This is a genomic window from Xenorhabdus budapestensis (genome assembly GCF_017743015.1).
Classification (GTDB): domain Bacteria; phylum Pseudomonadota; class Gammaproteobacteria; order Enterobacterales; family Enterobacteriaceae; genus Xenorhabdus; species Xenorhabdus budapestensis.
The window spans coordinates 3,539,175-3,552,985 of sequence record NZ_CP072455.1 but is presented as its reverse complement, the minus strand read 5'-3'; the positions used below and the strand labels follow the sequence as shown (position 1 = coordinate 3,552,985).

11 protein-coding genes and 2 pseudogenes are annotated in these 13,811 nt (G+C 44.5%); 2 read left to right on the top strand and 11 right to left on the bottom strand.

Annotation, left to right across the window (positions count from 1 at the left end; all coding sequences use genetic code 11):
* Positions 1-731: 731 nt before the first annotated feature.
* The 3 genes and pseudogenes from ampE to HGO23_RS15630 all read right to left on the bottom strand — a co-directional run bounded on the left by ampE (position 732) and on the right by HGO23_RS15630 (position 2,632).
* Positions 732-1,586: a beta-lactamase regulator AmpE gene (ampE, locus tag HGO23_RS15640; RefSeq protein ID WP_209027205.1), complete on the bottom strand. Its 855-nt coding sequence runs from the start codon at positions 1,584-1,586 to the stop codon at positions 732-734.
* Positions 1,583-1,906 (bottom strand): annotated as a pseudogene (gene ampD, locus HGO23_RS15635) (1,6-anhydro-N-acetylmuramyl-L-alanine amidase AmpD); the annotation flags it as partial. The gene ampE and the pseudogene ampD, both read right to left, overlap by 4 nt.
* A gap of 50 nt (positions 1,907-1,956) precedes the next feature.
* Positions 1,957-2,632, bottom strand: a pseudogene (locus HGO23_RS15630) (IS6 family transposase).
* A 145-nt stretch (positions 2,633-2,777) separates the two neighbouring features.
* Here HGO23_RS15630 and HGO23_RS15625 point away from each other — a divergent pair.
* A complete protein-coding gene (locus tag HGO23_RS15625) occupies positions 2,778-2,939 on the top strand; it encodes a hypothetical protein (protein ID WP_244967827.1) in 162 nt (53 codons plus the stop codon).
* Between the two features lie 64 nt (positions 2,940-3,003).
* On the opposite strand, the gene secA is transcribed toward HGO23_RS15625, so the two are convergent.
* Together secA and secM are read right to left on the bottom strand one after the other, a co-directional pair.
* Positions 3,004-5,712 (bottom strand): preprotein translocase subunit SecA, encoded by a 2,709-nt coding sequence (gene secA / locus HGO23_RS15620; RefSeq protein WP_209027204.1) that lies wholly within the window; start codon positions 5,710-5,712, stop codon positions 3,004-3,006.
* A 91-nt stretch (positions 5,713-5,803) separates the two neighbouring features.
* Entirely contained in the window at positions 5,804-6,352 is a 549-nt protein-coding gene (gene secM / locus HGO23_RS15615) for a secA translation cis-regulator SecM (RefSeq protein WP_099136352.1), read from the bottom strand.
* Positions 6,353-6,388: 36 nt separating this feature from the next.
* On the opposite strand from secM, the gene HGO23_RS15610 reads away from it, so the two are divergent.
* Complete coding sequence (locus tag HGO23_RS15610; protein ID WP_209027203.1) at positions 6,389-6,940, top strand: DUF721 domain-containing protein; 552 nt, start codon at positions 6,389-6,391, stop codon at positions 6,938-6,940.
* A gap of 117 nt (positions 6,941-7,057) precedes the next feature.
* On the opposite strand, the gene lpxC is transcribed toward HGO23_RS15610, so the two are convergent.
* From lpxC to murC, 6 genes are all read right to left on the bottom strand, one after another.
* Complete coding sequence (lpxC, locus tag HGO23_RS15605) at positions 7,058-7,978, bottom strand: UDP-3-O-acyl-N-acetylglucosamine deacetylase (protein WP_209027202.1); 921 nt, start codon at positions 7,976-7,978, stop codon at positions 7,058-7,060.
* A gap of 99 nt (positions 7,979-8,077) precedes the next feature.
* Positions 8,078-9,241 (bottom strand): cell division protein FtsZ, encoded by a 1,164-nt coding sequence (ftsZ, locus tag HGO23_RS15600; protein WP_099136349.1) that lies wholly within the window; start codon positions 9,239-9,241, stop codon positions 8,078-8,080.
* 66 nt (positions 9,242-9,307) lie between these two features.
* Positions 9,308-10,564 (bottom strand): cell division protein FtsA, encoded by a 1,257-nt coding sequence (gene ftsA / locus HGO23_RS15595; RefSeq protein ID WP_038269974.1) that lies wholly within the window; start codon positions 10,562-10,564, stop codon positions 9,308-9,310.
* Between the two features lie 35 nt (positions 10,565-10,599).
* On the bottom strand, positions 10,600-11,406 hold the full coding sequence (ftsQ, locus tag HGO23_RS15590; RefSeq protein WP_099136348.1) for a cell division protein FtsQ: 807 nt from the start codon (positions 11,404-11,406) through the stop codon (positions 10,600-10,602).
* A gap of 1 nt (position 11,407) precedes the next feature.
* A complete protein-coding gene (locus HGO23_RS15585; protein WP_209027201.1) occupies positions 11,408-12,328 on the bottom strand; it encodes a D-alanine--D-alanine ligase in 921 nt (306 codons plus the stop codon).
* The gene (gene murC / locus HGO23_RS15580) at positions 12,321-13,796 is read right to left on the bottom strand and encodes a UDP-N-acetylmuramate--L-alanine ligase (protein WP_099136346.1); all 1,476 of its coding nucleotides are present in this window, start codon (positions 13,794-13,796) and stop codon (positions 12,321-12,323) included. The genes HGO23_RS15585 and murC overlap by 8 nt, the downstream gene beginning before the upstream one ends.
* Positions 13,797-13,811: the final 15 nt, after the last annotated feature.

Sequence of the window (13,811 nt, the reverse complement as noted above, 5' to 3'; positions counted from 1 at the left end):
GGGACTTTTAGACAATAAAATAGGTTAGCATTAAAGGGCAGAACGCAAATTCATTATCTATTGTTATAATTTATTTAGTATATCAATTCATTCGTTTATTTATTATTTAAATTTATACATTATTATTAGTTTGTAACACATAGTGAAAGAGGAAAGGGATATATTCTCTTAACATAACAGCAGCACAATCATGTTATTGGTAAGATTTCCAATGGTTAATTCCCAATCATAACTAAAGAATCACTACTGTATTTTCGATATACATAATCAATATACTGGATAGATTGCGAGCTACATATTCAAGTTACACAGCAGTGGCAAATGAATGGTTAGGAAAAACAGCAAGACATTTTGAACGCAATACCCTCCCCTCAGGAATAACAAGAATGTTATGGATATTTTCTTCAAGTGGTCACACCAAGTTCCAACTCAGGGAATATTCCAATTTTTCAGGATGAAAAACTATTAAGGATGAATAGGTTCAGGCTAATTTGATATGTACCAATAGATTTTAAGTTGCATCACTGTAGCAAGTGAATGCTCACAGCCATCAAAGAAGCAACCTGAAAGATGGACGGTATAAAGCTCCTTTTCATGCAATTCCCGCCATAATATGTCAAACCTGACACTGGCGGGAGTTTTTTTGTGTTACGCCCCAAAGTGACTGTTCTTGACCCTATCAAAAGTTTACAGCGTCTTTCGCTAAGCTTATATACCCACTCATTTCTCAACTAGGCTAACGTCCCATAAATCGTCAATAAGGCAACAATGATCACAATGGTAAATGTTGCTTTTTTCGCGATTTTCACTGCTGCAAGGGGGGTATTCAAAAGATCCAGATGAGGTTCCTTACTCAATGCAAATTGTGCCAATTGACTGACCACCTTATATTGGGATGTCCGCAAGTCACTAAGTGATGCAATCCAGGCAGGTAATGCCTTTTCGCCATGTCCCAACAGAGCATAAGCTATACCCGCCAAACGCGCAGGGATCCAATCCAGACAATTTAATAGCGCATCAACCCCTGATTGAGCACGCTGTACGGTAGTCCCATATCGTGCTGACCATCCTTGATAAGCCCTCAAAAAACCATACCCCATCAAAATTGCCGGGCCAAATTTACCCATCACGACTAACCAGAAAATTGGAGCAAGATAGTAACGGAAATTAATCCAGATTAACGCGTTCTGTATTTCACACAATCGTTCATCTTTTGTTGTATTCGATGGAATTCCTTGCCCCATTGTCAAATGGGTAAGATGCATATTTTGCTGATCTAAATCATCAATACGCACGGCTCGGAGATATTCACGATAACTATGACGCAAAGAACCCGCACCAACACATAACAAACTAATCATGATGCACAATAAAATTGCCGGCATACCAAAAGCCACTGTGCTCAAAACCTCAATGAGCTTCCAGGTCAAAAAAACAACCACAAGGGTCATCCCTAAACTTACCCACAGTGAATATAATTTTACTCTGGCAAAAAAAGGTGCCAGATAATGTTCCAGCTGCCAATGGTCTCCCATTTTAAAAATGCGTTCCCATGCCAGTATTAACAATAGAATAAAGAGGGTCATCCAATTCGCTCCTTCAATAATTGCCGATAATATTCCCAGTAAAAATAAGGCCCTGGGTCGGTTTTTCTACCCGGTGCGATATCACTGTGCCCTGTAATATTGTTACGAATATCAGGGTATTGTTTGATAATTAGCTGAGTCACTTCCACCAACTTAAAGTATTGGATTTCAGTGAATGGTTCGTAATCCGTCCCTTCCAACTCAATACCTATTGAAAAATCATTGCACGTTTCACGATCACAATAACAGGAAACACCCGCATGCCAAGCTCTTTTATCGAAAGGAACATACTGTACAACTTCACCATCCCGGCGAATCGGTTCTGTCGCATTAACGACGGCAAATTAGCAAAAATTGCGGTGATTATTTTTTAGGCGAGCAGCAGATAGAAGTATTCTGCGGGAGAAATCGAGATCCCGTACTGTTGCACATACTGACCTTTGCTGAGCATGCAAAGCAATTCTATGCCCGCCAGCAGGGTCTGTCCCCAGCATCAGGCGGATACGCCGTTTAATCCGCCGATGATCCTGCTCTATCAGGTTATTCAGGTATTTGCTTTGCCGAATTTTGATACGATTTTTCTTCGGCTTGCCCGCATTGAGGCCAGCCAGCGCCGCTTTGTTGGCCCCGCTTTTATCGAGGGTCACGACCCCCGGTCGTCCGTGTTGACGAATGCCCTTGTTGAAAAAGCGACGGGCGGCATCGGCATCCCGGTTGGCGGTCAACAGGAAGTCTACCGTATTGCCGGCCGAATCCACCGCCCGGTAAAGATAGCGCCACTGGCCTTTAATTTTGATATCGGTTTCATCCATTCGCCAGCGGCCGCCAACCGCAGGCATCCGGCGTCGGTAACGTTTGACAATCAGTGGAACCAGTCGATGAACCCAGCGGGAGATGGTAGCGTGGTCAACCTCAATCCCCCGCTCCGCCATCATTTCCTCGAGATTGCGCAGGCTCAGGGCGTAGGCCAGATACCAACGAACACATTGGGCCATGATATCGACAGGATAATGGAGGCGTTTAAACGCGTTTCGGATCAGGGACATCGTTCTGGACTCGCTCAAAAACAGGGGAGCTTACCTGATGACCGCTTAATGCGACAGAACCTTAAAACCTGTCAGTTATCTGAGCGGAGGTGAACAACTTAAGGTAGCTCTTGCTTGTCTATTTTGTGGGCCTTCCGCACCAGCTTTGCTGCTGTTGGACGAGCCGGATAATCATCTGGATATTGAGTCACTAGAGTTACTTCAGCAAGCACTACATGATTATACTGGTGCCATGGTATTGATTTCTCATGACGATCAGTTTCTTGAGAATGTTGGCAATATGCAGGAACAAGTACTGGGGAAATAAGTTCTTAGAATTAGGTAAAGTAGCCAGCGAGAATGAATCGCTGGCTGTTTATGACTAATTTTAATTATAAACGACCGTGACAATGTTTATATTTTTTGCCTGAACCACATGGACAAGGATCATTACGCCCGACTTTACTGGCACCGCTTGCCATTTGTGCTTCGGCTTCTGACATCAAAGCACCTTGCTCAATTTCATGGCTTAAATGCTGTTGCCTTGCCAGACGTTCTGCTTCCGCACGACGCTGCTGCTCAAGTGCTTCCACTTCTTCCGGCATTCTGACCTGAACTTTGCTCAAAGTGCTGATCACTTCGTATTTCAATGATTCCAGCATATTGGCAAACATAGCGAAGGATTCGCGCTTATATTCCTGTTTTGGATCTTTCTGCGCATAGCCACGTAGGTGAATACCTTGACGCAGGTAATCCATCGCAGCCAAGTGCTCCTTCCACAATGTATCCAGCGTTTGCAACATGATGCCTTTTTCAAAATTACGCATCATTTCTGCACCGACAATTTCTTCTTTCTGTTTGTAAAGTTCAATTGCCTGCTCAAGAATACGCTCACGCAACGTTTCTTCATGCAGCTCTGGCTCTTTATCCAGCCACTCTTTTATAGGCAGAGCCAAATCAAAGTCGTTGACCAAACGTTCCTGCAAGCCAGACACATCCCACATCTCTTCCAGAGATTGAGGTAGAATATAAGCATCAATAGTGACTTTGAAAACATCTTCACGGATGCTGGAAATAGTTTCGCTGACATCGCTCACATCGAGCAAATCGTTACGTTGTGCATAAATCGCGCGACGTTGATCATTGGCAACATCATCATATTCCAACAATTGCTTACGGATATCGAAGTTACGGCTTTCGACTTTACGCTGAGCATTTGCAATGGCTTTGGTCACCCACGGATGTTCAATGGCTTCACCCGGCTGCATACCCAGTTTGCGCATCATTCCTGTAACACGCTCAGAAGCAAAAATACGCATCAGAGAGTCTTCCATTGACAGATAGAAGCGTGAAGAACCCGCATCCCCCTGACGTCCAGCACGACCACGCAGCTGATTATCAATACGACGTGATTCATGGCGCTCTGTGCCAATAATATGCAAACCGCCTGCTACCAGTACAGCATCATGACGCTCTTGCCATGCTGCCTTGATTTGTTCGATTTTCTCTTCCGTAGGTTCTTCCAGCCTGGCAATCTCTGCCTGCCAACTTCCCCCCAGCATGATATCTGTACCACGTCCTGCCATGTTAGTTGCGATAGTTACAGTACCTGCCTGTCCGGCCTGTGCGATAATGTCAGCTTCCATTGCATGGAATTTCGCATTCAGAACGTTATGCTCAATGCCTGCGTTGGTCAGTGCATTGGAAACCAGCTCTGATTTCTCAATTGAGATAGTTCCCACCAATATCGGCTGACCGTTACTTGTACGATCCTTGATGTCTTCTATGATCGCATCAATTTTTTCCGCTTCAGTCATGTAAACCAAATCAGGTAAATCCTGGCGGATCATCGGACGGTTTGTCGGTACAACAATGGTATCTAGTTTGTAAATAGAACTGAATTCAAAGGCTTCAGTATCCGCAGTACCTGTCATACCCGCCAATTTTTCATACAGACGGAAGTAATTCTGGAATGTAATGGAAGCCAGCGTTTGGTTCTCATTCTGGATTTCAACACGCTCTTTGGCTTCTACTGCCTGATGCAGGCCATCAGACCAACGGCGCCCTTGCATGGTACGCCCAGTATGTTCATCAACAATGATGACTTCACCATCTTTGACGATATAGTCCACATCACGGGTAAACAGCACATGAGCACGCAATGCTGCGGTAACATGGTGCATCAGCATAATGTTGGTCGGTGAATACAAAGATTCACCTTCATCCATCAACTTAGCATTCACCAAAAGTTCTTCAATCAGAACCAGACCACGCTCAGTAAGGTTAACCTGACGTGTTTTTTCATCAACAGAGAAATGACCTTCTCCCTGAAAGGTATCTGAATCTTCTTTTTCCTGGCGGATTAATTTAGGGATCAGTTTGTCAACTTTAATGTAGAGCTCAGAACTGTCTTCCGCTGGCCCGGAAATAATCAATGGAGTACGAGCTTCATCAATTAGGATGGAGTCAACTTCATCCACCAACGCATAATGCAGTTTGCGCTGTACACGCTCTTCCGGACTAAATGCCATGTTGTCGCGCAGATAGTCAAAACCGTATTCGTTATTGGTGCCATAAGTAATATCTGCCGCATAGGCTGCACGTTTGGCCGGAGCTGGCATACCCGGCAAATTGATGCCAACACTCAGACCCAAAAATTCAAACAACGGTCGGTTATTCTCAGCATCACGTTGCGCCAGATAGTCGTTCACGGTAACAACATGAACACCACGTCCACTCAACGCATTCAGATAAGCAGGCAACGTTGCTGTCAGAGTTTTACCTTCACCAGTACGCATCTCGGCAATACAACGCTCATTGAGTACCATACCGCCCAACAATTGCACATCAAAGTGACGCATGCCAAATACACGCTTACTGGCTTCACGAACCGTGGCAAAAGCTTCCGGCAGGATCTTATCCAGTGATTCTCCTTCTTTGAGTCGGGCACGGAATTGATCAGTTTTTACTTTCAGCTCTTCATCTGACAGCTTTTCAAAATCAGGCTCCATACGATTGATAACATCAACCACTTTACTCAACCGACGCAAAGTGCGGTCATTACGGCTACCAAAAATCTTAGTAAGTAATTTAATCAACATAATTAATACATCTCAGATAAGGCCACAGTTGCAGCCAACCAATTGTGTCTTTTATGACTAGTATTTCATGACTGCCCTATTCATTTAGACATCAGGCAATCGCATTAAGATAAAGACTATGGTTAGCCACAGGCCCAGCCCGAATACCTTGAATTTGAGCAACCCAAAGCGCTGGTGTATGGATGTCAGGAGAGATTGCCGCCAAAACTGCAACATCAACCGCAGATTCAAATCGGATTGGTGCTTGTATCAGCATAGCATGTAACGTATCCAGCATTAGCTGTTGCATGAATGGCATGGCAATTCGGATACTTTCTTTTGCTTCTTCGTGCCTGACAGGTTCAGTAATAGAAAAAGCAAAAGAAAGTCGACGAATAACATTGCGAACAGTATGTTGCTGCCAATAATTTAAGTAATTAGAAGGTTGACGCCAAGAATTTTGTAATTGAAACAAATGTTCAAATGACGAAAGCACCTGATTGTGTTTTCTCTGAGCAGATGAAGTATTCGTATGGAGAATATTTTCTGTCACACTTGCCAGAGCAGGAGGCACACCAATTCCTGTGGCGACCATGCCCAGTAAAAGGCGAGACCAAAAATAACGCCTACCAAATTGTCGCCAAAGATTTAAAATACTCATTATCCCTTCATTAATAAATACGGAACCATCTTCATTATGCGAGATAGCCGCCCACAATCACTAGAAACGTTGTTGTCTGAACCATTGTTTGAAAATGCAGCAACGGCTGGCAAAAGCCCACTTCAAACCATTCAACGGCATGCCATTGCATTACTGAAACTCAATCGTACCGTCCTCAGTTTGCTTCCGGTACAACTACGTCCCTGGTGCCGGGTCGCAAATTATCGTAAACAAATTCTGGTACTGGAAGCAGGTAATGCCAGTTGGAAAACCAGACTTTACTATGAAATCCCTATCTTACTCTCAGCCCTAAGATGCGAAATTCTACCATCTTTATCCTCTATCGACATCAGGATTAATCCATCATTAATGGTTAAAAGTCGTAATAATGGACAGAATGTCGAAAAAATTTCAGCAAAAAAACTTAATAATGATAATCGGGATTTACCAATACGCCAGTTAAGCCATGAAAGTGCAGAAACATTGAAGATATTGGCTGAACACTGCCCTGAAAAATTGAAAAGGAAATTGGAACGATTGGCTGCGCTGGCCGGAGAGAGTACCAGTACAGCCAAGATGAAGGACTAGCGCTGAATAAAAAACATCAGCGAGAGAAGTGTAATAGATAACATAACCCACTGATGAATCATAAGAATATTCTCAATACATGTTTTATCAATAACGTCTGTATTAATAACATTTGTATTAATATGCCAACACTGTAGATGGAGCACGGAAAGCCAACGGCATTTCAGTTTCATCTTCAAATGTGACAAATTCCCAAGCACTTTCTTGTGCCAGAACTGCTTGCAGCAATTTATTGTTCAATGCATGACCTGATTTAAACGCAGTAAATGCGCCGATGATGTTATAACCACACATAAATAAATCACCGATGGCATCCAACATCTTATGTCGGACAAACTCATCTTCAAAACGCAAGCCATCTTCATTGAGTATGCGGTAGTCATCTACCACAATTGCGCAATCAAAGCTGCCACCTAAGCACAAGCCCTGAGATTGCAGATACTCAATGTCACGCATAAATCCAAAAGTACGCGCACGACTAATCTGACGAACAAAAGAGTCCGCAGAGAAATCCAGGCTATAACGCTGAGAGCTGGAGTCAATAGCGGGATGTTTAAAATCAATGGTAAAATCCAGACTAAAACCGTGATATGGTACTAATTCAGCCCATTTATCACCATCTTCCACGCGTACTGTATCTTTCATGCGCACAAATTTTTTCGCAACGCTCAGTTCTTCAATACCTGCATCCAACAACAGGAAAACAAATGGGCTGGCACTACCATCCATAATTGGAATTTCTGGTGCATCAACTTCAATAATAATGTTATCGATACCCAGACCCGCCAATGCCGCATTCAAGTGCTCAACGGTTGAAATCCGCACATTCTGTTCATTTACCAGACAAGTGCAGAGCATAGTATCACGCACGGATTTGGCATCTGCCGGAAAATCTACCGGAGGATTCAAGTCAGTACGACGATAGATGACCCCGGTATTAGCCGGTGCTGGACGCATTGTCAATGTGACTTTTTTACCGGTGTGCAAACCGACCCCTGTCGCCTGAACAATACGCTTTAATGTCCTTTGTTTGATCATCGTTTATATCTCGCAATGTTACCGATCCTGCCAACCACTATAAAATATGATTGGCAGAATATTTTAGCACAAAAAGCGGAGAAACCAATTTTTTAGCTATCAATCAGCCTGCTTACGCAAAAATGCCGGAATATCTAGATAATCAGGTTCCTTACTTGTTTGTGTATTTTGATCATTGACCACTTTTGCAGCCGGTTTATTCTCATCAGACAATGACGACATTCCACCAGGCATCTGCTGGTAACGACGATCCAATGTATTTGATTGAGATGATTTGTTGTTAGTCACCAGCGTAATTTCAGGACGTTTATCCATCCCAATACCAGTAGCCACAACAGTGACACGCAGCTCATCATTCATATCTGGATCCAGTGACGTACCGATAACCACTGTCGCATTGTCAGAAGCAAATGCACGGATGGTATTACCGACCGTTTCAAATTCATCCAGACGCAAATCAAAACCTGCTGTAATGTTGACCAGAACACCACGCGCTCCGGACAAATCAATATCTTCCAGCAATGGGCTGGAGATGGCCATTTCAGCCGCTTCTTCTGCTCGATCTTCACCTTGTGCAATACCTGAGCCCATCATGGCATAACCCATTTCAGACATCACGGTACGAACGTCAGCGAAGTCAACATTCATCAATCCGGGGCGGGTGATCAGTTCAGCGATACCCTGAACCGCACCTTTCAGTACGTCATTGGCTGCACCAAATGCATCCAACAAGGAGATACCACGCCCTAATACTTTCAGTAACTTGTCATTTGGAATGGTAATCAATGAGTCCACATGTTTGGATAGCTCAGTGATACCTTGTTCCGCGAAGGCCATACGTTTCTTGCCTTCAAAATTAAATGGCTTGGTAACAACAGCAACAGTCAAAATACCAAGTTCTTTGGCAATCTCAGCCACAACAGGAGCAGCACCAGTTCCTGTACCACCGCCCATACCGGCAGCGATAAACACCATGTCGGCTCCTTCCAGTGCAGTACGCAATGATTCGCGATCTTCTTCCGCCGCTGTACGACCGACTTCAGGGTTTGCACCAGCGCCTAATCCTTTTGTAATGCCGTTGCCAATCTGGATAGTCTGACCGACAGCTGTTTTGCGCAATGCTTGAGCATCAGTGTTAACCGCAAAGAAGTCTACACCTTCAATACGCTCACGCACCATATGCTCAACAGCATTACCGCCGCCACCGCCGACGCCGATGACTTTAATCACCGCGTCATTGGTTAATTCCAGTGGTTCAAACATAATTTCTCTCCGTTTTGTGCCTTTATGTCGAGGCCAGCATCATTTTCACGGCCTCTGTATAAAAAATCAAAATTCTTTTCTCAGCCAGCTACTGACTTTTTTGAACCAGCCGCCTACTGACGTTCTTTTATCAGCATCAGAATCTCCGCCAAGGTGAGATTCTTTGCCATAATGCAGAAGCCCGACTGCTGTTGAGTAGCAAGGCTCCTGCACATAATCTGTCAAGCCGGTAATGTTCAGAGGACGACCAATACGTACTTGAGTATGGAATACCCGTTGAGCACATTCAGCCAATCCATCTATTTGAGCACCCCCGCCTGTTAAAACGATACCTGCGGCCAGATGATGTTTTACTCCCTGCTGACGCAACTGCTCCTGCAATCGCAAAATTTCATCATTAACTAAATTCAGCAGTTCGGTATAACGTGGCTCAATAACCTCAGCCAATGTCTGGCGTTGCAAACTACGGGGAGGACGCCCTCCTACACTTGGGACTTCGACGCTTTCATCCTTGCTGACTATCGAACCTAACGCGCAACCATGGCGCACCTTGATGGTTTCAGCATCACTCGGAGGTGTACCAAATGCATAGGCAATATCACTGGTAACAACATTTCCTGCATATGGGATCACTTTGGTATGACGCAATGCACCGCCAGTATATACAGCGATATCCATCGTTCCGCCGCCGATATCAACGACACATACACCTAATTCACGTTCATCTTCTGTCAAAACAGCATAACTTGCTGCTAATCCTGCAAAAATAAGCTGGTCAACTTTCAAGCCACAACGCTCAACAGCTTTTACAATGTTTTTCGCCATGTCGTTATGACAGGTAATCAAATGAACTTTGGCCTGCATCCGCACGCCAGAAAGCCCAACTGGGTTTTTGATCCCTTCCTGATAATCGATAGCGTATTCCTGTGGGATTACATGCAAAATACGGTGTTCATCGCGAACACGAACCGATTTGGCGGTATGGACTACACTGTCCACATCATCCTGTGTCACTTCTTCTTCTGAAATTGGCACCATACCAATCTCATTCTGACAACTAATATGCTTGCCAGATAGCGCCAGATAAACTGAAGATATTTGGCAATCTGCCATTAATTCAGCCTGGTCAATCGCACGCTGAACGCACTTAACGACTGACTCAAGATCATTGACACCACCTTTATCCATGCCGCGGGATGGACAACTTCCCACTCCGATAATATTAACCATACCATCGGGCAGAATTTCACCAACCAGGGCAGATACCTTTGCTGTCCCGATTTCAAGGCCAACTACTAATTTTCTGTCCGTTGATTTGATCATCGTTATTCTGCCTGTCTCTGTATTATTGCCAGTCACTATTTATTTTCTTGCCCGTTCATTAAAGCTGGCGCATCAGTTAATAAAGGAGCCCAACCTACCGCAGCACCACTGTCATAACGTAAGTCCACATAGGCCACACGTTTTCCCGTGTTTTTCTGCAACACAGGATAAAGTTCAATAAAACGTTGAATTCGTTCTTCCTGATCTTTATTGCCTAATTCCAACCGGATATCATTATCTAGTACCAGTTGCCAGGAATTACGCGCCGTCATGATCACTGCTTTCAATTTCATTTTATGTGCAGCAAGCTGTACAGCCATTGTGCGATATTCTGCCAATACGACTTTTTCTTTGCCTTCCGGGCCATAAAGCATGGGATAACGTCCCCCGGAACTACGCTCAATAGGTAAACTGAACACTCTTCCTTCTGCATCCAGCATGCGAGTATCATTCCAACGCACATAAGGCACGTATTCTACCAGATGAATTTTCAGTTCATCAGGCCATTGTTTACGTACAGTGACTTGCCGAATCCATGGTAGTTGCTCTATCTGTTCCTGAATGACATTCACATCCTGTGTCATAAATGTCTCAGGCGTTCCCAGTGACAGAATGGCCTGTCTGACATCATCATTCGTGGTGTAATGCCGCTCACCGGTTAACACCAATTTTGAAAGTGGCAGCCTGTCTGAATCCTTCATCCACTCTAATGTCATCCAGCTTCCCCATGTGATAGTGCCAACCACTATCAAGAAGAAGAGGATCCCAGTCAGATAATAACCATTACTGGGGCGGGAGCTTCTAACTTCAATCTCCCGCGTATTCCGGGCAGCCTGTGACATATCAATCGGCCAGCTCCAGAATTCTCGCTACTAACTGTGAAAAATTTAAGCCTGCCTGACGTGCAGCAATGGGCACTAGGCTATGACTCGTCATACCTGGAGAAGTGTTCACTTCTAATAAATAAAAATTACCATTGCCATCATCCATAATATCAACCCGTCCCCAACCACAGCAGCCAAGCACCTTATAGGCTTTTGATGCGATATCAGCCAACTCCTGCTCTTTTTCTGCGCTCAAGCCACTTGGACAGAAATATTTCGTTTCGTTGGAAACATATTTAGCCTCATAGTCATAAAATACTTCTGGTGCCTGAATCCGAATGGAGGGAAGAATCTCATCACCAAGAAATGCCACTGTATACTCAGGGCCAAATAGCCACGTCTCAACCAGTACATCTGCGTCATATTGGAACGCCAGTTCCAATGCACCACGCAGTTCTGAATAGTCATTCACTCTGGTCATGCCGACACTGGAACCTTCCAGATTTGGCTTCACCATGAGCGGCAGCCCTAATTCTTGAACATATTCTTTGAGTCGAAAATCATTAAGTTGTTCAAATTTTTGCGAGTTAATCACGACATAAGGAGGAACAGGCAAATTAACTGCCTGCCATAGTTGTTTTGTGCGCAATTTATCCATTGATAAGGCGGATGCCATTACACCGCTACCGGTATAGGGGATCTGCAAAAATTCCAGTACACCTTGCAATGTACCATCTTCTCCACCACGCCCATGCAGAGCAATAAAGACTTTGCTGAACCCTTCTTCTTTGAGTTTAGTCACATCAAAGTATTTTGTATCGACTGGGTGTGCATTAATGCCTGCTTCTCTCAACCCAGCCAGAACAGCTTGCCCCGATTGCAGTGAAACTTCTCGCTCAGCAGAAGTTCCTCCCAATAGAACAGCAACCTTATCAACCATGATGTCCTCCCTCATTAAAAGATGGCTGTAGTTTTGTTTCAGCCAAATTGCGCGCTATTTTACCGATATTTCCGGCACCCTGTACTAATACTAAGTCGTTGTTTTCCATTATTTGTGACAACATGACCGAAATTTGTTCCGGTTCTGACACGAATATAGGATCTAACTTCCCTCGACTTCTGATAGTACGGCACAAGGAACGACTGTCCGCCCCTGGAATCGACGTTTCTCCTGCCGAATACACATCCAGCATTAATAAAACATCAACCTGATTTAAAACATTGGCAAAATCATCATATAGATCACGCGTCCTCGTATAGCGATGAGGCTGGAATACCATGACAACACGTTTATCTGGCCAACCTGCTCGTGCCGCTTTAATCGTGGCATCGACTTCGGTCGGGTGATGGCCATAATCATCCACCAACATCACACCGCCTTCTTTGCCATTAATATTCCTGAGGGAAAATTCTCCAAGAAAATCAAAACGACGACCGGTTCCCTGAAATTCAGCCAGTGATGCCAGAATAGCGGTATCATCAATTCCTTCTTCAGTCGCAACAGCAACCGCAGCAGCGGCATTCAATGCGTTATGCCGCCCAGGCGCATTCAGAATTACATGAAGTTCAGGCAAATTCTCACGGCTGATAGTGAAAAAGCCCTGAGCACCTTTTTGTTCATAATGGGTAATACGAACATCAGCCTCTTTGCTGAAGCCATAAGTCGTGACATAACGCCCGATGCGGGGAATTAACTCCTTCACAACCGGATCATCAATACACATCACCGCGCGACCGTAAAACGGCAAGTTATGCAGGAAGTTGACAAATGTTTGCTTCAGGTTTTCAAAATCACCCTGATAGGTATCCATATGATCCGGCTCAATATTAGTCACAACGGCCATCATAGGCTGTAAATGCAGGAAAGAAGCATCGCTTTCATCCGCTTCTGCAATCAGGTAACGGCTAGTACCGAGACGAGCATGAGTCCCCGCTGCTTTGACTAATCCACCATTGACAAATGTAGGATCAAGGCCAGCCTGAGCATAGATACCTGCAATCATCGCCGTTGTCGTGGTTTTGCCATGTGTTCCTGCAATCGCAATCCCATGTCGATAACGCATCAGCTCTGCCAACATTTCTGCACGACGGATAACCGGAATGCGTGCTTCACGGGCAGCAATAATTTCCGGATTGTCAGCAGGAATTGCGGTGGATGCAACAACGACACTGGCATTACGCACATTTTCCGCACGGTGATTAAAATAAATGGTTGCTCCCAGAGCAATCAGCTGTTGTGTAACAGGATTGGGAGCCAGATCAGAACCACTTATTTGGTAACCTTCATTAGCCAACACCTCGGCGATACCACCCATGCCAGCACCACCGATGCCAACAAAGTGGATATGCCTGACTTTTCTCATTTCAGGCACTGAAGCTCTTAGTTTCGCCAACTGTTGTATATTCACGTTTTAATCTTCACT